This window comes from Alteromonas antoniana (assembly GCF_019249295.1).
Taxonomy (GTDB): domain Bacteria; phylum Pseudomonadota; class Gammaproteobacteria; order Enterobacterales; family Alteromonadaceae; genus Alteromonas; species Alteromonas antoniana.
On the sequence record NZ_JAESDH010000021.1, the window covers coordinates 44,825 to 63,319 of the forward strand.

The 18,495-nt window shown below is 48.7% G+C and carries 16 protein-coding genes; 4 read left to right on the forward strand and 12 right to left on the reverse strand.

From position 1 onward, the window contains the following. Positions 1–92 precede the first annotated feature (92 nt). The 4 genes from JKP77_RS16640 to recN form a co-directional block, all read right to left on the reverse strand. Complete coding sequence (locus JKP77_RS16640) at positions 93–809, reverse strand: aminoglycoside 6-adenylyltransferase (protein WP_218312286.1); 717 nt, start codon at positions 807–809, stop codon at positions 93–95. Positions 810–1,113: 304 nt separating this feature from the next. Then, positions 1,114–1,782, reverse strand: a complete 669-nt coding sequence (locus tag JKP77_RS16645; protein ID WP_218312287.1) for a DUF4097 family beta strand repeat-containing protein — start codon at positions 1,780–1,782, stop codon at positions 1,114–1,116. A 177-nt stretch (positions 1,783–1,959) separates the two neighbouring features. Further along, positions 1,960–2,316, reverse strand: a complete 357-nt coding sequence (locus JKP77_RS16650) for an outer membrane protein assembly factor BamE (protein ID WP_218312288.1) — start codon at positions 2,314–2,316, stop codon at positions 1,960–1,962. Between the two features lie 144 nt (positions 2,317–2,460). Then, positions 2,461–4,143 (reverse strand): DNA repair protein RecN, encoded by a 1,683-nt coding sequence (recN, locus tag JKP77_RS16655; RefSeq protein WP_218312289.1) that lies wholly within the window; start codon positions 4,141–4,143, stop codon positions 2,461–2,463. A 456-nt stretch (positions 4,144–4,599) separates the two neighbouring features. Between recN and JKP77_RS16660 the strand changes: the two genes are divergently transcribed. Then, complete coding sequence (locus JKP77_RS16660; protein ID WP_218312290.1) at positions 4,600–5,787, forward strand: AI-2E family transporter; 1,188 nt, start codon at positions 4,600–4,602, stop codon at positions 5,785–5,787. A gap of 251 nt (positions 5,788–6,038) precedes the next feature. Here the strand turns inward: JKP77_RS16660 and nadK are convergent, their stop codons facing one another. From nadK to JKP77_RS16685, 5 genes are all read right to left on the reverse strand, one after another. Continuing rightward, entirely contained in the window at positions 6,039–6,914 is an 876-nt protein-coding gene (nadK, locus tag JKP77_RS16665) for an NAD(+) kinase (RefSeq protein ID WP_218312291.1), read from the reverse strand. A gap of 68 nt (positions 6,915–6,982) precedes the next feature. After that, on the reverse strand, positions 6,983–7,750 hold the full coding sequence (locus JKP77_RS16670; RefSeq protein ID WP_218312292.1) for a 3-hydroxybutyrate dehydrogenase: 768 nt from the start codon (positions 7,748–7,750) through the stop codon (positions 6,983–6,985). Further along, positions 7,750–8,820, reverse strand: coding sequence for an extracellular catalytic domain type 2 short-chain-length polyhydroxyalkanoate depolymerase (locus JKP77_RS16675; protein WP_218312293.1), 1,071 nt, complete (start codon positions 8,818–8,820; stop codon positions 7,750–7,752). The genes JKP77_RS16670 and JKP77_RS16675 overlap by 1 nt, the downstream gene beginning before the upstream one ends. A 26-nt stretch (positions 8,821–8,846) precedes the next feature. After that, positions 8,847–10,058 (reverse strand): E22 family MetX-like putative esterase, encoded by a 1,212-nt coding sequence (locus JKP77_RS16680; protein ID WP_218312294.1) that lies wholly within the window; start codon positions 10,056–10,058, stop codon positions 8,847–8,849. A gap of 11 nt (positions 10,059–10,069) precedes the next feature. Next, a complete protein-coding gene (locus JKP77_RS16685; protein WP_218312295.1) occupies positions 10,070–11,365 on the reverse strand; it encodes a GntP family permease in 1,296 nt (431 codons plus the stop codon). 188 nt (positions 11,366–11,553) lie between these two features. On the opposite strand from JKP77_RS16685, the gene JKP77_RS16690 reads away from it, so the two are divergent. Further along, positions 11,554–13,854 (forward strand): TonB-dependent receptor, encoded by a 2,301-nt coding sequence (locus JKP77_RS16690; protein WP_218312296.1) that lies wholly within the window; start codon positions 11,554–11,556, stop codon positions 13,852–13,854. A gap of 220 nt (positions 13,855–14,074) precedes the next feature. Next, positions 14,075–14,716 (forward strand): response regulator, encoded by a 642-nt coding sequence (locus tag JKP77_RS16695; protein ID WP_218312297.1) that lies wholly within the window; start codon positions 14,075–14,077, stop codon positions 14,714–14,716. A 143-nt stretch (positions 14,717–14,859) separates the two neighbouring features. Here the strand turns inward: JKP77_RS16695 and JKP77_RS16700 are convergent, their stop codons facing one another. Next, the gene (locus tag JKP77_RS16700; RefSeq protein WP_218312298.1) at positions 14,860–15,378 is read right to left on the reverse strand and encodes a DUF421 domain-containing protein; all 519 of its coding nucleotides are present in this window, start codon (positions 15,376–15,378) and stop codon (positions 14,860–14,862) included. Positions 15,379–15,949: 571 nt separating this feature from the next. Here JKP77_RS16700 and JKP77_RS16705 point away from each other — a divergent pair. After that, complete coding sequence (locus JKP77_RS16705; RefSeq protein WP_218312299.1) at positions 15,950–16,795, forward strand: hypothetical protein; 846 nt, start codon at positions 15,950–15,952, stop codon at positions 16,793–16,795. A 14-nt stretch (positions 16,796–16,809) separates the two neighbouring features. Here JKP77_RS16705 and JKP77_RS16710 read toward each other — a convergent pair whose 3' ends face one another. Together JKP77_RS16710 and gntA are read right to left on the reverse strand one after the other, a co-directional pair. Beyond that, entirely contained in the window at positions 16,810–17,391 is a 582-nt protein-coding gene (locus JKP77_RS16710) for a DUF1989 domain-containing protein (RefSeq protein WP_218312300.1), read from the reverse strand. After that, entirely contained in the window at positions 17,388–18,059 is a 672-nt protein-coding gene (gene gntA, locus JKP77_RS16715; protein WP_218312301.1) for a guanitoxin biosynthesis heme-dependent pre-guanitoxin N-hydroxylase GntA, read from the reverse strand. The genes JKP77_RS16710 and gntA overlap by 4 nt, the downstream gene beginning before the upstream one ends. Between the last annotated feature and the right edge of the window lie 436 nt (positions 18,060–18,495).

Here is an 18,495-nt window from a genome sequence, read left to right on the forward strand (position 1 = left end):
TCTGTGTTGCGTCCTCTGGACATAGAATGACTATGCCTCAGAGAACGCGTCGTGATCTAAGTCGTTTTGACTCACTCTGAGAGGGTAAACTCCTATGCGGATTGGTATAAGCCATCACCGAGTGATTTTGCGTCAGAGCAATGCAGTGATGTTGATAGTGTCGCGGCCACATCCGGTACCTGAGTTTCCAGCCGACGCAGCCCGTTTGCTTCAAATCCCGAATTCACTTTTGCCAGTGGCCCGATTACGGTTTCGCCCACAAAGCCAATAAGTGCATGACATTCCAGATGCTCCCCCCTCACCAGCTTAGTCGCGCCGTAATGGAGCCAGACCCAGAATCTGTCCTCAAACCACTGTAATGATGGAAGCGGGTAGTGAGCGTCATTCTGATAGTACTGCGAAAGCAGGTTCTCCTTTCGCTCCCACAGCACAACAGGCGTGTCTACTCGTTGAGATACGTCTGGCAGCGATACAAATTTCATGTCCACGTGAAGTAACTGAGGAACCGCAAACAGGCAGATTAACAATCTCGGTTCGCCAACATGTTCTCCGGTTAAGTTGGTCAACAGGGTACCGATTTGCTCAGCAAAATGCGTTCTCTCCTGCATCACAGCGTCAAAGTGATCAGGATGAATGGCCAGTATGAAGTCGAGATCGCTGTAGTCATCAAGATTATCTTCTGCGCCTGAGCCGGAAAGAGACACACCCATGAACCGGGGATCGGCGGCAGCGCGGGCAATGACTGCATTAATGACTTTGCGCTGCTGTTGATTTGCACTGGATGGCAGATTTTGAGTTGTTACGCTCATAATACTTCCTGTTTCAGTTATAAAAGGGGGAGTTTGCGTACTCCGTTGCTTTCGTAACAATGTCGGAATATACAGATGCTGAAGCTGTATTTCATTGCAAACCGCGACGGGTGCTCAATGCGGTTGTCATCAGATAAACATAAACGACGGGATAGTGTAATAAAAGCGGGGTTTATAAGTTTTACTTGCCGGTTTGGAATAAACGCATCAGTAAATTACCCGATCGTTTATCAAAGACGATGTCCTTAACGAAAAAGCCCTCCGTCGGAGGGCTTTACGTAAAGTAACAGGCGACTGCAAAAGCTTACTCGTCGCTGTACTGACGCTTTACTTTGCTAAGCAGGGCATCGTTCTCGATATCCAGTTTCACTTCGCGGTGAAGTATGATCATGCCTTCCACATTAGATGACGCGTCTATACGAAGTGTGGGAACACTGCTTTCCCAGTTCCAGTCGCCGTGTGTATCTTCGTACACGATATCACCGCCAACCAGCGTATTCTCTTTCAGTGTGATATCACCATTAACGGTTTCCACATTTCCTCGTACGACAGACTCTTTCAGTGAGATGTCGCCGTTTACGGTTTCTATGTCGTCGCCTATTTCAGCGAACCTGCCAAGCAGAACGTCACCGTTTACCGTTTCGATATCTTCTGCTACGCGCAGATTCTCGCCGGCTTCGATATCGCCGTTTACCACTTCTGCTGAACGAATGTTCACATTATCGCCCAGCTCGATACCACCGTTTACCGTCTCCAGATCTTCAGCTGTGACATTGTTGCCGATATCAATACCGCCATTCACTGTAGACACATCGCTAATCACGCGCCCGTCACGAATATCAAATCCACCCAGAACGCTGCTGAGGTTGGCGCCGTCATGATCAGCGTTGTCGCCGCCAACATGAATAACGCAGCCAGAAAGTGTCATGCCCGATGCGATAATAGCGCTAAGTAGAAGTGTTTTTTTAAACATGAGTGTGAACCTGTTTTTATTTATCGTTACCAGCCTTATAGCAGACGTTGTGCCAATAAATAAAGTACTTTTAAATCAAAGGTTTAATGGTTTTTCAGAAAAGAGTGGAAGCGTGGGAGTTAGCCCATTACACAACATTTTCGTGTAATGGACTATTATCGTCTGATATCTGTACGCTTACTGATCCAGCGGCGTATTGAAATCTTCCGAGAGTTCGAAATCACCTTCGACGTTGGCCACTTTATTGTCTTCAAACGTGATGATCATTTGCTTTTGAAAGTCTTCACCGCGCTTAGCCATGCCGCGTTTCATGTCGTACACGTAGTACCAGGTGTCATTATCGAATGAATCTTGTACCACCGGGCGGCCCAAAACATAAATAACTTGTTCTTTGGTCATGCCAATACGCAACTTTTCTACATCGCGCTCATCAAGAAAGTTACCCTGAGGGACATCGATGCGATAAATCCAGTTTGAACAGCCAACAGCGGTGAATGTGAACCCGAAAAGGAGAACTAATTGATACAACTTCATGCGTGAGTTAATTCCAGTCATTGCTTTTTTATTGGTTGCGTTACCCGTTTTGTTCGGGCTTTCGTTGTTCTGGAAAGCCCAATAACGCAGTTTTTGCAGCGCGAAGGCATGCTACCTCGACAAGTATGACCAATCAACCGCTTATTAGTTCGATTCTGCGCTTTTCAGCAATTCCCTGGCATTAGCTAACGCCGTTTCCGTTACTTTATCACCTGCCAGCAAGCGAGCCAGTTCATCTACGCGATCCTGCTGGGTCAGTGCCAGCATGCGCGTTTCCGTGCTCTCTCCATCAGTCAGTTTGGTAACAAACAGCTGATTATGTGCCTGCGCTGCGACTTGCGGAAGGTGTGTTACACACATTACCTGACCGCGTTTACCCAGTTGTCGCAATAAATTCCCCACAATGGAAGCTGTCGGGCCACTGATACCCGTATCAACTTCGTCGAATATCATGGTAGGAACAGCATGTTGATCACTGGCGATGACCTGAATTGCCAGCCCAATCCGGGATAATTCACCACCCGATACCACTTTATCCAGTCGATCTTTGGGTTGACCGGGGTTGGTCGATACGGTCATTTCGATGGCATCCAGGCCTATTCCGGCAGGTTTGCGCGATTCATCGTATTCTATTTCAATCGCCATCTCTGCATGAGGCATATTCATCTTACGAATCTGCCCCTCTATTGCACTCGCCAACGCTAAGGCAGCCTGTTTACGTGACTCAGATAAGGCTTTTGCTGCCTGCAGATAACTGACCCGGGCATTCTCCACGCCGGCAATCAGATCATCAAGACGGCTTTCCTGCTCGCCAAGTTCGGCAAACTCTGCAGCCAGAGCCTGATGATGAGCGTACAATTCTTCAGGCGAAATCATGTGCTTACGAGACAGTTCCATGGCTTTACTGAACCGCGCTTCTACCTGCTGTAAGCGTAAGGGATCGATTTCTAAATCGTCGCAATAGCTGCGAAGTTCGCCAGAGGCTTCTTCTACCTGAATTGCCGCGTCATTCAGCATCGCTATAATCGGTGTCAGTGTCGCGTCATGCGCCTCTAACTCGCCCAGGCGCTCAATGCTATTCTGTATTACCGATAGCGCGTTTCCTTCATCACTTTCAAATAAATGGTAAAAACTGGTTTGCGCCTGTTCCAGCAAGTTCTGACCATTACTCAGACGTTTATGTTCTGTTTCGAGCTCAGCAAACTCACCTTCTTCCAGCGCAAACTCGTTCAGTTCTTCAACCTGATAGCGTAAAAGCTGAATGCGGTCTTCACGCGCCTGAGCCTGTTGCTGCAACGTAGTAAGCTCAGATTGCAAAGCGCGCCAGTTGCGATATGTGCTCGCTACATCATTCAGTAAGGGTTTATGACCGGCAAAGCTGTCGAGTAGTTGTCGCTGGTAGTCTTCTTTGAGAAGTTGCAGGTGGGTGTTTTGCCCATGGATGGCTACCAGATACTGCCCGAAACTTTTCAACTGTTGCAATGACACCGGCGTACCATTAATAAAGGCTTTAGAGCGCCCTTCTTTAGAGATAACACGACGGATGAAACAGCTGTTGTCATCCTCGTCATCCAACTCGTTTTCTTCCAGCCAGTGTTTGGCCGCGGCATTATTATCCAGTGAAAAGTGGGCGACGATTTCTGCTTTTGCGGCGTCTTTGCGTACAGCCCCCGCATCCGCGCGCTCACCCATACACAGGCTGAGGGCGTCGATGGCAATGGACTTACCGGCCCCGGTTTCACCCGTAATCGCCGTAAGCCCATCTTCTAAATTTACCGCAAGCTGTTTTACTACAGCAAAGTTTTTAATAGAAAGATGCGCTAACATAAACTCACTCGATGTTTATACAGTACGTGTAAATATATACAGTATTCAGCTGATGTAAAGAGCGCTGGAGAGTATTTTAATACGAAGATGGCTGGCAAAAAATGTAACACACTGAAACGTAAGATAATATCTTTTTGGCGGAAGCCATAGATATTTGTGAGACGTGTTTTTGTTCAGCTCAATGCCACCGGAAAAGCCTAATCGCAGGAAAAGCGAATGTACATGCTTTTTTCAAGGTGAAGGTCGTCTGGTCCCATATCAAAAAGTACCCATAGAGCGAGGGTTTTATCTTACTTCAAATCGTTTTGTGTCATAGTAGCGTTCATACAGAGCATCTGATAAACGGCAATGGAACGATACTTGCTGACACTTACTGAATAACCCCAGGTGTGATCTCACGGGGAAGGCATGCACAAACGCTGTGCCAGCTGGAAAGTATAAGGAAAAGAAGAAGAAATGCAGACAAATAACGATAATCAGGGAGCGTCTTCTGAATCGATAGGAAAGGTCAGGGAAGCCCGACAGACGCGCCTGCTGAAAATTCTGCTGTTCATGTCTGTTATCTACACACTGTATCTGGCAAAAACCCTGTTTGTACCGCTGGCCTTTTCCGCGTTTATTGCGCTGTTATTGAGCCCGTTGGTAGCCATTGCGCGTAAATTTTATATTCCGCGCGGCGTGTCAGCGGTGGTGCTTATTGGGGTGCTGGTAACACCATTTACCTTACTGGGGATCCAGCTGGTTCAGCCCGCCGAGCGCTGGATGGAGCGTTTGCCCACGTTGTCTGCAGAAGTCACAGAGCATATCGACGAGATCAGCGAGAAGTTTGAAAACAAGCAGACTCAAGCCAAAGAAATTGTGAACAAAAAAACAGAAGAAGAGAAAGGCTTTTCGCTGTTTGGCTGGTTCGACGATGAGGAGGAGCAAGAGCCTGCACCTGAGCCGCCTGCGAAGTCTGACAACGAACAAAGTATGGTCTCCGGAAAAATAAAGCAGGGGAGTCTGGAGGTGTTACTTGAAACACTGGCAGCAGCACCGTTTCTCATTGCGCAGTTGTTGGGCAGTATCATTCTTATTCTTTTTCTGCTGGTATTCGGGCCCTCCCTGTTTCAGATATTTGTACAGGATTTCCCGGTAGTAAACGACAAGAAGCGAGCTATTTTGCTGGTGAGCCAGATTCAACGCCGCTTGTCTAACTACATTCTGACTATCAGTATGGTCAACGGGTTATTAGGCGCGGTCACCGCGACGGTTTTCTTTGTTCTGGGTATTGATGATGCCTTGCTGTGGGGAGCGCTGGTTGGCTTACTGAATTTCGTACCTTACCTTGGAGGAATGGTTAGTACTACCATTCTGGTGGTAGCAGGCGCTGTCCAGTTTGGTCTGGTATCGATGGCCTTTTTCCCGGCAGCGGTCTTTCTGGCCATCAACATTATCGAATCTCAGTTTGTAACGCCTGCGGTGCTGGGAAAACAGTTTCGCTTAAACCCCCTGATTATCATCGTCTGGCTGGGGATCATGGGTTGGTTGTGGGGCGTAGCGGGCGCGCTGCTTGCCGTGCCAATTCTGGTGTGTGCCAAAATTATTCTGGAACACCTTGGCATTAAGACGCACTGGGTGAAGTTTCTGGAATCGTCAGGCTAAACCGGTGGCATCGTCAGGAAAATAAGTCTGCCATCGGCGAAAATGATCGCTCAGATTAGATAGCTCACCGACTATCCCCGACAAAGCCTGGTGGGTGATTTACTGAGATGTCGGGCAAAAACGTTGCTGGGAGTGGCCACTTGCTACTGGGCATTGCCTGTTGCGTTAGGTTTGCCAGGCCGCTCAGCATCTTTCCAAAGTAAGAAACGAAGCTCCCTCTCGCATCGGGATTAATAGCCGAAGGCAGCGAACTAATACAGCTTGCTACCCCAGCCCAGCTTGTTTCTGAGTACCGTAAAATAGTTATAGCCTTTAGGGTGAACCAGGCTTAGCTTGTCGGCACTTTTGTTCACTCTGATCTCGTCACCTGGCAGTACTGGCAACACAATGTGACTGTCGCAGCTTACCTGTAAGGAATCGCTGTTCACCTTAGACACTTTCATCGAGACCGAGCTGTCGGCATCCACCACAATAGGGCGGCTACTCAGAGTATGTGGGAACATAGGCACCAAGGTCAGTGCGTCCAGTTTAGGCATGATGATAGGGCCGCCACCGGAGAGTGAGTAAGCCGTGGATCCGGTAGGTGTGGCGACAATTAATCCATCTGAGCGCTGACTGAAGACAAAGTGGCCGTCGATGTAAATTTCAAATTCCATCATGTGCGCGACTTTGCCGTGGTGAAGCACCACTTCGTTAACGGCAGAGTTATTGCTTTTTAGTTTTTCATGACGAAACACGCCCACTTCCAGCAAAAAGCGCTCTTCAACAATACACTGACCGTCGAAAATTAAATCCAGTTGCTCGACAATATCGTCAGGATTGATGTCGGTAAGAAACCCCAGGTTACCCCGGTTAACACCCACCACATGAATATCAAAGCGGGCCAGAACGCGAGCCGCGCCCAGCATACTGCCGTCGCCACCAACCACTACGGCTAAATCGGCTTTTTTTCCAATACTAACGAGGTCACAGGCGGTGTGAGGGAAACCTTCGATATCAGTAGAAATTGACTCTTCCACCAATAATTCGCAGCCGCGTTTCAGCAGGTAGTCTGCAAGCAGGTTCAGGCTGTCGTGGGTGCCAGTGTGTTGTGGCTTACCTATCAAACCAACGGTTGCGTAGGGCATAAAATGCGAATGTCCTTTCCACAGTAATGGTCAGGACATTAGCACAGTTTTTCTTAATATTAAAAGCGTTAGCGGGCTGTCCAGCCACCATCCAGGATCATTGTCTGACCGGTGATGTTGCGTGCATTTGGACTAATCAGAAATTTCGCGGTATCGGCAAGCTCTTCCACACTGATGAAACTCTTCTTCGGCATGGGCTCAAGCATGATTTTGTTGACCACATCCTCTTCTGACATGTTGTTTTCCTTTGCCTGAGCAGCAATTTGCTTTTCTACCAAAGGTGTTTTGACATACGCAGGGCACAAGGTGTTTATGGTGACGTTACAGTCGCCGGTTTCCAGCGCGATGGTTTTGGCAAAGCCAAGCAACCCATGTTTTGCAGCCACATACGCTGACTTGTAAGGCGAGGCAATTACCGAGTGAATCGACCCCACGTTCACAATTCGACCAAAGTCACGTTCACGCATGCCGGGCAAAAACGCCTGGGTAAGCAGGGCAGGGCCAACCAGCATGATGTTGATTAATTGCTGCCACTTCTCAGGCGGAAAGTCCTCAATTTTGGAGACATGCTGGATCCCTGCGTTATTTACCAGTACATCCACCGGTGTGTCTTTTAACTCGCTGGCGAGCTCACCCACCCGCGCGGCATCGCATACATTGACTTCAATGGCCTGAGCACTGCCGCCCTGATCGTTGATCTGGTCTGCGGCAGATTGCGCGGCATCCAGGTTGATGTCCGCAACAATAATGTGATGACCTTCTGCGGCCAGCGATTCAGCAATGCCAAGTCCAATGCCGCTGGCACCGCCAGTGATAAAAATGTTTAACGGTTTCATTATTCGGTTCCTTTACCGGATAGTCCTTCGATCATAGATTTAACCGCCTGGATCTGTTGCCCGTCGCGGGTGGCGTAGTCTTCTGAAGTGTAGCCCCACCAGTCCCAGCAACCCTGCGGGTTCAGCGGCATAAACATCGATTTTTTGGTTTGCGGATAGATAACCACCATGCTGTTGTCATCAGCCCAGCGGTTTAGTCCTGTGCCGGTGACATAGGCATCGTTCACCGCGTCCGCGTACTGATTACAGCCGTGGAAGCTCACGTGTACCTGACACGCGTTGCCGTTGGTATTTTCACCAGCGCTGGCATTGGCACCATCACTTCCGGCTTCACAGCTTTTCGGCACATAAACAAAACCCAGTTCACCTAAGGTTTTTGCGTTGTCGCCGGCAAGTTCAGTCTGATTGAACGAATACACGGTTCCACTGAGCGTATCATCGGGCACTGTCAGTGAGTCGTATATGAAGTTCAGCATTTCACCGGCAGCATCGTATTCACAGGCACCGATAAACGGGCTTTCAGAGGTGGTACAGCTTCCGCCGTTGTCCAGGGTAGGAAAGACATGGGCAAAAGGCTTATTGTTGACATAGGTCACCTGAGCCTCAGGCACCAGTGTAGTGTACTGGGTGTGCAGTAAATCGCTCACGTCACTTATTACGCGGGTATCAGCGGTACCGTGTAGTAGCCACACTTTGCTGTCTTTTAGGTTATCCAGCGACGCAATTTTGCCTTTTTGCGCCCAGTCTTTCGCTTTGGCATTCAGCGTATCTAAGTTAACCGGAGTTTCCATTTTATTAACGCACTGACTAAGCGCCGTGGTGATATCATTCTGTCCGCAATAATAGGGACCGGCCGCAATAATACCTGCGCCTTTTACCCAGTCGCTGTAAGCCATGTGAAATTGATTTGCCATATAGCCGCCTGAAGAAAGGCCTGACACTGTAATGGTGTCAGTATCCAAGTTTAATGGCGGTACCGGCTGAGTGCTGGCACTTACAACAGTACTCGCGGATAGGGCCAGGGCTATACCTGCGGCTGCTTTCGTTACGCAGCGGGTGATCGCGTTCATGATTCGGTTCCTTTTATTCTCTGCTTTCAATTCTCAAGAAAAGCGCGCAGGGCGTCTGCCTGCTCCTTAATATCAACCACACCCTCAAGGTGTCCAAATGACCCTTTGAGAGTATCAAACGTACTGTCTGTGCCTCGCGCTATGAGCATGTCGTGGGTGTCGCGGGCAAGGTAAGGCATAAGTAGCAAGTCGGATTCAGCGGGCAGGAAAAAGGTTTTGGCTTTCACATTGGCCAGCCCGGTTTTTAAATCCTCATTGTGACCGGCAACATATAACTGACAGGCGCGAACCAGATACAGCAGGTGGTTGGCATCCATTTTCTGGGCGCGGCTCGCTGCGCGATCGAATAACCACTTTACAATACTGTGGGATGCGCGAATATCGTTCAGCGGTGCATCCTCAAGTGCGCTGTAGCCAAGACTTTCTCCCTGCGTCGCAAAGTACTCAGGATGTAATGCTTGTTGCGTGATGAGCGCCAGCGACGCGGCCAGTCCCTCGTTGGGGGCGGTGTCGCGGGTATAGTTGCCATCGTTCCAGTTTTTGTCCAGGCGGATAGGCATTGCCCATTGTTCAAGGGCCGCTGTGGTCCAGGCGTCGCTCTGGCCAGCACCAATTACTGATACCATTCGTGGTACCCAGTCTGGGTAGGCGGCTGCCCAGTCAAGCGCCTGCATTGACCCCATTGACGGGCCTACCACAGCGTGTAGCCTCTCGATGCCCAAACTCTCCAGCACGGCTTTCTGCACATTCACAAAGTCACGGATGGTAACTACCGGAAAATCCAGCCCGTAGGGCTTGCCAGTATCCGGATTAATAGTAGCAGGGCCGGTTGTGATTACGTTTTCATCATAGGCATTCAGGTTAGCCAGCGAGTCCACGCTCACCACAAAAAAGCGGTTGGTGTCGATAGCTTTGCCCGGGCCGATGATGGCGTCCCAGTAGCCCAGAGCAGCATCGTCTATTGCGTATTTGCCGGCAGCATGAGAGGAGCCTGAAAAATAGTGGGTAATAAGAATGACATTGTCTTTGGCGTCATTCAGTTCCCCGTAGCTTTCCCAGCCTACGTTAACGTTTTTAATGGTTTTGCCACCGAACGTAGTAAATGTAGGCAGCGTGAAGCGCTGTTTTTCAACCAGCAGTGTATCGTCTGTGGCAGATGACTGCGCGGTAGCGCAGCCACTTAACAGCCATAGCAGACAAGTCAGAGCCCAAATAAAAGCGGCAGGGCGACGAGACATACATTCTCTCCTTAGAAAATACTAAACAGGGCGATGGCCATCGCCAGACCAATCAGCGGCACCACAACCGTAAGTGCTGCCACCGAACCGTACGCGGCTTTATGCGTCTCGTGACAGATAGCACGAATAGTGGTGACAACATAGCCGTTGTGCGGCAGAGAGTCCAATGCGCCGGAGGAAATAGCAACAATACGGTGAAGCTCTTCCGGCTCGACGCCACGGTCCAGATAATGCGGGCCAACCAATGGCAGTACAATAGCCTGACCGCCAGATGCCGAACCGGTAAGACCGGCAATCACACTGACCGCAATCGCCGCGCCGATAAGCTCATTGCCGGGGATGTGCGTCATGATCTCTACCGTTTGCTGAAACGCCTCAGTGTTTTTTGCTATCGCACCAAAACCCACCACAGCCGCGGTGTTACCAATGGCGACCAGTGCGCCCGTAGTGCCCAGATTCACGGCCTTGGGTAAGTCGTGAAAGTGCGAGAAGTTAATTGCCATCAGTGACAGTACGCCACCGGTTAACGCGACTATCAGTGCCATGTGACCAAGCGCATCATGTAACAGGAACGACAACACCAGCACTACCAGCAGAGGAATAAGACCGGTGATGGGGTGAGGGTAGTCTCGCTCCGGAATTTCCGGATCGGTTTCACGGGCTTCAAAATGCTCACCATTGGCAACAGCTTTGCCAATCATGCGCTTAAGCCACCAATAGCCGAAGCAGGCCATGAATACTGCAACTACCAGACTGACTTCCCACGCCGCAAACGGTGACGTACCTAAGTACTTAATGGGGATCCAGTTCTGAATTTCCGGTGAACCGGCAGATGTCATGGTGAAGGTTACCGAGCCAAAGGCCATGGTTGCCGGAATAAAGCGACGGGGCAGGTTGGCATCTTTAAACAGACTCAGCGCCATCGGATACACCGAGAACGCCACAACGAACAAACTTACGCCGCCGTAGGTGAGAATGGCACAGGCTAAAACAACAGCCAGTACGGCTTGTTTAAAGCCGAGTTTGTCAATAATCCAGCGCGCCACTGAGTCAGCAGCGCCCGTGTCTTCCATGAATTTACCGAACAATGCGCCAAGTAAAAACATAAAGAACCAGGACGCAATAAAGCCGGTGAACCCGCTCATGTAAGTTTCGACAAAGTTTGTGTCACCCACGAACATGGGAATATGATTAGTCAGCGCCACGATTAATGCGCAAAGTGGTGCGGCAATGAATAAATTCATTCCCCTTATGGTCAGCACAATAAGTAAAAACAATCCGCCGACCAGGCCGATCAAACTTAACATAATGGTTTTTCCTTACAAAAAATCTGTGACCGCAGATCTTCAGGAACGCTGCAAATTGTGGATGCATAAAGAGAAATTGCCCATAGTACGATGGTACTACATACGGATTCAGGGAACTGACATACATTACATACCGACCGCACCCTTCAGTTATCGACATTAAATATTTAGAAGAATAGGGACACGTTATGTCATACACACAGAAGAAAACACATCGCTTCAATCGCTCGCTTTGTGCCGCTGCTGTTGCCACAGCTTGCCTGGCAGCACCGGTTGCAATGGCTCAGGAAAATACCGATGAAGAAGCCAAAGGCAAACTGGAGCGCATTGAGGTAACAGCACGTAAAACGGTTGAATCACTGCAGGAAACGCCGGTAGCAATTACCTCTATTGGCGCAATGGAGCTGGGCGAGAAGGGCATTGAAGTACTTACCGAAGTACAGCAGTTCTCTCCAAACACTACGCTTCAGACCAGCCGGGGAACTAACTCTACACTTACCGCGTTTATCCGCGGTCTGGGTCAACAGGATCCGTTATGGGGTTATGAGCCTGGTGTGGGTATTTATGTCGATGACGTGTATATCGCACGTCCACAGGGTGCAGTATTAGATTTATTGGACGTTCAGCGCATCGAAGTGCTGCGTGGTCCTCAGGGAACGTTGTACGGTAAAAACACCATTGGTGGTGCGGTGAAGTATGTCACCAAAGAAATGTCCGGCGACCCGCAATTTACAGCGCAGGCTACCGTGGGTAGTTATAATCAGCGCGATGTTAAACTTACCGGTCAGTATCCACTGGTAGAAGACACCGTTTACCTGGGTGTGGGCTACGCTAATCTGAACCGTGACGGCTTTGGTGAGTACCTGATTTCCGCACTGGACGGGCAGGATAAAGAAAACTACAACAAAGACCTGTGGGCAGCGCGCCTGACACTGGAAGTGCACCCTACAGATGATTTGTTCTTCCGCCTGGGCTGGGACAAAACCGAAGACACATCCAATGCAAAAGGCGGATACCGTCTTATCCCCAGTATTCTGACCGATGCCCCTGTGCCGGACTCAAAATATGACTCTTACACCAGCCTGCCAACCTGGAACAAAGTCGAGCTGGAAGGCTACAACTGGATGGTTCGCTACGACATGTCGGATGCGCTGGAGCTGAAATACATCGGCTCACACCGTGAAAGCTATTCTCCGACGAACATCGATTTCGATAACACGCAGCTGCCTATTTTTGACGTACCGGCTGAGTATGATGACTCGAATGATACTCACGAATTGCAGGCGAATTACCTGGGTGAGAACTTTACCCTGGTATCAGGTCTTTATTATTACGATGGTGAGTCGTGCGGTAACTTCGATGCGGTATTAGGTATTTTGGGCCAGTCGCTGGGCGCAACGGGTCTGACCCGCGAAGTCACAGGCTGTAACAACTCAGAAAGCTGGGCAGCCTATACGCAGTTAAACTACGACATTAATGATCAGTTGTCGGTTTCTGTGGGTGCCCGCTACACCGACGAAGAGAAAACCGCATTTGTTAACAACGGCCTGGTATTTGCCAACGTTTATCCTTACTCAGGCTGGATAGACGGCTATGTACGTCCTGACGGCGAACTGGTACCGCAGGTGCTGGGTACAGATACCAACGGTGACGATGTGCTTGATGCCCCTGCTGTAGAAAGCTGGTCTCGCTTCACGCCACGTCTGGGTGTGGAATATCAGATGAACGATGACACTATGTTCTTCGCCAGTTACTCACAAGGCTTCAAGTCAGGCACATTCAACCCGCGTGCACAAACGAACGAGCCAGGCGTTTCTCCTGAGATCGTAGACAGCGTTGAAGTGGGTATGAAGAGCGACCTGACGGACACCTTCCGTCTGAACGCGACCTTGTTCTCATACGATCATAAAGATCGCCAGTACATCGGTATTGAAGGTGACCTGTCTGACCCGACCGCGCTTGACCAGCGTCTGCGCAACGCCGCAGAAACTGCCGCGAAAGGGTTAGAACTGGAAATGACCTGGGTAGCAACAGACAACCTGCAATTTGATGTGGCCTACGGTTACATCGATTTTGAAATCAAAGAAAACAACGCCGTACCACCGCTTATCGGTCTGGCAAGCACACCGGAAAATACCTTTAACGTAGGTGCAAACTACCAGATGGTAACAGATTTCGGCGACCTGATTTTCAATGCAAACTATTACTATCGCGGCGATTATCTGTTGTTTGAAACCAGTGACCTGATTGAGCAGGACGGTTACGGGCTGGTTAACTTCTCAGTTCGCTGGGAAAGTGTGGAAGGTGACTGGTACGCTGGTCTGCATGGTAAAAACCTTACCGATGAAGAATATCTGGTTGGGGGATATGACTTCGTAACCATCGGTGAAGACGGCAGCTATGGTCCGGGTCTGGGTGGCGACACTACCCTGATTGGCTACTATGGCGACCCACGTACTGTTCACCTGACAGTGGGCTATCGCTTCTGATAGCCGACGGGCGGTGTTGCCGCCTTCATTAACGCCTGGCAGGCCAGCACCGGGTTGTGTGTTCCGCGGTCCTGGCCGGCTGGCGTGATGAGAACTTGCCGGATATTGTTCCGGTTATTCAACGCAGAGAAAAGGTGGCAGTCGCCACCTTTTTGCGTACACGGGGGCAAAGCGCTATGATGCCCCCATAATAACGATAACAACCCTGAATGAACCCTCTATGCAAGCGAAAGTGCTGATAGCAGACGACCATCCTTTGTTTCGTGCCGCCATGCGCCAGGCGCTGGCAGATATCGTCGGCGATGAGATAACGGAAGCCTCCAGCTTTGAGCAGGCCCGCCAATCTTTGCTTGATGATGACGATATTGAACTGGTGTTTCTTGACTTGAATATGCCTGGCAATGAAGGGCTCACAGGCTTAAGTGAGCTTCGTACACAATTCCCCAGCGTGCTGGTGGTGATTGTTTCAGCAGAAGAAAATCCGGTTGTGATCCGTAATGCCATCGCGCTGGGTTCCAGTGGCTACATTCCCAAATCCACTCCCTTACCGGTGATTTCCGAAGCGGTGAATCAAATTCTGGAAGGCGAGCAGTGGTTGCCGCCGGGCCTGGATGAATCTTTACCTGAGTACGAAAGTGAGCACGAAAAGCAATTCGCTGAAAAGCTGGCACAACTGACGCCACACCAGTTCAAAGTTTTGAAAATGATGGCAGAAGGACTGCTTAACAAACAAATTGCTTATGAACTGGATATCTCAGAATCTACGGTAAAGCAGCACGTGTCAGCAGTGTTGCGAAAGCTTGGCGTTATCAATCGCACCAAAGCTGGCATTATTTTCAAACAGGTTATGGATGGCGATTAACCCACGCGCGAGCCAGCTCAGCACTCAGGTTGGAAATAACAGGCATATAGAAAAGTCAGGCGCAGTGAGTGGTCAAAAATAGAAATGCTTTTTGAGACCAAAACCGCTACCTCTGTTCAATTCATTAATTAATACGGATTGGTTTAATCCAAGCGCCGCACGCCAGCAAGTAAATTACCAGAGCAACTGCTGCCATGTAATACTGAAATATCTCCCGTAGTCTCAAGCACAACGGCGCGCACGTCAGCAAAATCAAGCACATTAGCTTCGCGTAATTTAGCCACCAGATCACTTTCAGCTACGCGCGTTTGTTTTAACGCATGATGCAGAACAACCCCATCCCGCATAAGTAAAACAGGACTATTCTGCATTATCTGCTCAAAATTATCGGAAGATTTACGGATCCTGGCAGTGGTATATTGCACAATAAACAATGTTGCCATCGCCACAATGGCTTGCAGATAACTTTGCCAGTTACTCACCTGACTAGCACTGGCCAGCAGCGACCCGATAGCAACGGTCATGACGAAGTCGAAACTGGTCATTTTAGAAAATGAGCGCAAGCCGTTTATCCGAACCAGTAAGACAACCCAGAACATAGCAATAGCGGTCAATGCTAATCCTCGCAGTATTACGTCCAAGGTCGTGTCTGAAACAAACATATCTTTCTCCTCTGATTGGCCTTGGGAAGATGCCAATAAGTCTATAGTCACTTAGCGAGTCCTGAAACATGCAGTTGCAAGACAGGGGGCGGCGGAATGGCAGTAGCCCTTGCTAAGAAACCTAACGCTGTAAATATGTGCTTCAGGGCCGGCCCTTCGGCTTACAGACAAGCACCTACTCGTCGTTGGACTTGTTTAACTTAATCCAGCGGGCCTGCAAAAGACCGCCCTGATTAGTCATCTGGCTGTACACCTTAGCGACCTTAGACTTATTCGTATCTTCTTTTACTGTAGTCGATCATTGCATATTGCATGATGACAATTGACGATAGCAAGAAAGGGGCCACGGTCGGCAGGTAATTAGCAGGCACACTTCATGCACATGCAAAGGTATACGTAACACACGTGTGGAAATAGGAACCCCTGCGATACCAGAATAACGGCACTGACTAGTGTTAATGCAAACCGGGGCAGTGACGTTGCCGGTTTGATAAACGTAAACTATTCATAGTTGGTGGAATACCTTCACAGTGCATGTGTAGGTCGCCATAAAAACTCAAGGTCAAACATAATGGAAACAAATTCTGTAGATACTAACGCTGAGCCGAGAGCATCTTCTTTAGGCGACATAAATAAATTGTTTCATCAACTGTATGCTGAAAAGACAAACGCAGTACGAAAGCAAGTTGACGAAGGCGATATCTTGCTTCTTTGTCGGATGGATAACCGCCTGATTTTAAAAGCGGGTTCTGACGTTAAAGAATTCACAATTAACGGTGACTATTATCATTCTCTTAAAGCACTGGCTCACTCGACGCTTGCAGTATTTTACATGATTATGAATTCGACCAGTGACACCACTCTCAATGAGGTTTCCCTATGGGTAAATCAAATAGAGCAAGATGATACCTCGCAAATAGCTAGCCGAATTGTGTCGATTACGCGAAAACTAGTGACCTCAATTAAGGGGCATCAAAATAATAGTCATTCTGCGATAACCGATTATCAACGAGAGTTAGAGCCGGTGTATGCAGAACTTTTGATGCTGTCAGCAAAAGACGAGTTGACGATATTGGTCGACACGTTAAATCACATAAAACGGGATTATGATTATGCCAGCAGTAACACTTTTCTGGTTACCCTCGGGGGGCATCAACCAAGATATAAGGAGCTGTCCACGCTTATTTTTACACGCTGGTTTAGGGAACAGTTTTCACATGTAGTTGATACCAACCACTATGTCAGATATTGCGAGGGTGGCTCCAGCCTGGACGATGCGGTAAATCTGGTTGTCACAGCGATTACCGACCGCCAGTTAGGGAATTCAATGGTGGGGTCGGCCGTATCCCTGAACCAGGATGTTTTAGGCATTGTTGCTAATAAAGCAATAGACTTGTTTTGGCCAGACGAAGAGTAAAATCGCGACCGAAGTCAGTCTGAAATCACATATTCAATAGGCTTGTAAGTAAAGTTATTCGACTCACCCGCTGAGCAGGCGGTTAACCCCACAATTAAATCCATTTTCGCTTCAAATATTGTGAAATCACCCGCTTTGCTGGTAGGAGGTAACACCGATATTTTACCCTCCGGAGAAATGTCCACGTTCATAAAAATGTTAAACGTGGTATTGATATCTTCTTCAGGAATGTCGTAGTTAGAAAATGCGCTTGCCAGGTTGCCATGACATCCCGGAACTGGCTTTTCGTCGGGATAAAAATGTTTAAAGGTATCGACGCTGCATGGTGTCAACAAAAAATCGTGGCTTTCTACGGTGTCCTCTACGATTTCTAACATTATATTGCTGCGGTTAGAATACAGTGCGGCGCCTTTTTTGAATTCTACACTTTCGTTGTAATCCAGCGAGCGACCCGAAGACAAATATTCTTTCTTATCGATGGCATTAAAACAATATATGTCGGACACCTGTTCTCCCTCAGGATCAATGACCTTGAGTTTCTGTCCTTTTTTTAAGATGAAAGCAGTGCCGCTTCGTGGTGAAATTCGTGTAGTCATGATATGGCCTCCTTATTTGCCTTGAATGGGCATTCCCACGTTTCTTCTAGTTCCCGCCCGCTGTACTGCAGTGCCTCAGAGTCTTCGCCGTGATCCTTCAGCATCGGGTTCTTCGAGCCACAATATTGTTCGTCCCTTTGATGGATGTGAGAACGTATTTGCTCAAACTTGCCGCGCTCCCGTAACCGCTCGAACTGACTATGCAGGTTAAACACAATAGCAGGATATTGAAACTGTCTGCTCTTACGACTGCTATGAGGATTCAGACCAATCACAAAGAACGCCTGACCACCCAGGCTAAAACTAAAGTTACCGTTGTGGGGATTAGCACTTACTCTGCTATCCCAGCCATAAAGTTTGCTGTCAACGTTGTGAAGGGACTGTAGCTTGGTCCATAACGCTTTTTCGAAGCAGTTTTCACTCATTTCACGTGACTCATCAAACACAGCGACGAAAGAAGAATACATGTCGGCGTCGATATTGAAGTTTTCAATAAAACTGTAAATATTGGTTAGTAAATCAATATCATGTGCGTTGCTGTTCATATCTCCGCATCGCAAGACCGAAATGTTGTCTTTATTCAATGCCGTTTTCGCCCCAATACATGGGAAGTCGTGTTGGCCGACAAATTGAGTAAATTCATTCTCAATGTTTACAAACTGGTTCATAGTATTCTCCCTTGCATCCTTGTATTCGAATCACGTAGTTCATAAAAATGACATCAGCGTAGGTTGATGGGTAGCAAGCGAATACGGCACGTATAAACCTATGCCAGAGCTTCTGCTTCCCAGCACTGGTCTGTGAACGGAGCGGACTACGCTATGCTTGCCCGGGCGCAGCTACGCTCAATCCTGACGAAAGCATAGTTTTCCTGGCCCATATCAGGCATCTTGTCGTGATGAGAGTTGCTACCAGTATTTCCATCTTCAGGCTTCCTTATTTCTATTTTGCTGACGTGCCTGCTTTGAGACTCGACGAGAGGCAGGTCAGGTGTCGGTGCCGGATAAATGGGTAGTCGGCAACCGCAATCGTTAACCAATAAAAAGCAAACTTTGGTCCACTTTAAAAAAGTCTTTAAGGTGTTGAAATGTATTGATTTCTTTT

What these genes read in the sequence shown, in the direction of transcription:
- JKP77_RS16700 (WP_218312298.1), bottom strand. Translation starts at nt 15,378, where the DNA reads ATGTTTGTTTCAGACACGACCTTGGACGTAATACTGCGAGGATTAGCA.
- JKP77_RS16705 (WP_218312299.1), top strand. Translation starts at nt 15,950, where the DNA reads ATGGAAACAAATTCTGTAGATACTAACGCTGAGCCGAGAGCATCTTCT.
- JKP77_RS16680 (WP_218312294.1), bottom strand. Translation starts at nt 10,058, where the DNA reads ATGTCTCGTCGCCCTGCCGCTTTTATTTGGGCTCTGACTTGTCTGCTA.
- JKP77_RS16685 (WP_218312295.1), bottom strand. Translation starts at nt 11,365, where the DNA reads ATGTTAAGTTTGATCGGCCTGGTCGGCGGATTGTTTTTACTTATTGTG.
- JKP77_RS16645 (WP_218312287.1), bottom strand. Translation starts at nt 1,782, where the DNA reads ATGTTTAAAAAAACACTTCTACTTAGCGCTATTATCGCATCGGGCATG.
- gntA (WP_218312301.1), bottom strand. Translation starts at nt 18,059, where the DNA reads ATGAACCAGTTTGTAAACATTGAGAATGAATTTACTCAATTTGTCGGC.
- JKP77_RS16675 (WP_218312293.1), bottom strand. Translation starts at nt 8,820, where the DNA reads ATGAACGCGATCACCCGCTGCGTAACGAAAGCAGCCGCAGGTATAGCC.
- JKP77_RS16650 (WP_218312288.1), bottom strand. Translation starts at nt 2,316, where the DNA reads ATGAAGTTGTATCAATTAGTTCTCCTTTTCGGGTTCACATTCACCGCT.
- JKP77_RS16690 (WP_218312296.1), top strand. Translation starts at nt 11,554, where the DNA reads ATGTCATACACACAGAAGAAAACACATCGCTTCAATCGCTCGCTTTGT.
- JKP77_RS16695 (WP_218312297.1), top strand. Translation starts at nt 14,075, where the DNA reads ATGCAAGCGAAAGTGCTGATAGCAGACGACCATCCTTTGTTTCGTGCC.
- JKP77_RS16660 (WP_218312290.1), top strand. Translation starts at nt 4,600, where the DNA reads ATGCAGACAAATAACGATAATCAGGGAGCGTCTTCTGAATCGATAGGA.
- recN (WP_218312289.1), bottom strand. Translation starts at nt 4,143, where the DNA reads ATGTTAGCGCATCTTTCTATTAAAAACTTTGCTGTAGTAAAACAGCTT.
- JKP77_RS16640 (WP_218312286.1), bottom strand. Translation starts at nt 809, where the DNA reads ATGAGCGTAACAACTCAAAATCTGCCATCCAGTGCAAATCAACAGCAG.
- JKP77_RS16710 (WP_218312300.1), bottom strand. Translation starts at nt 17,391, where the DNA reads ATGACTACACGAATTTCACCACGAAGCGGCACTGCTTTCATCTTAAAA.
- JKP77_RS16670 (WP_218312292.1), bottom strand. Translation starts at nt 7,750, where the DNA reads ATGAAACCGTTAAACATTTTTATCACTGGCGGTGCCAGCGGCATTGGA.
- nadK (WP_218312291.1), bottom strand. Translation starts at nt 6,914, where the DNA reads ATGCCCTACGCAACCGTTGGTTTGATAGGTAAGCCACAACACACTGGC.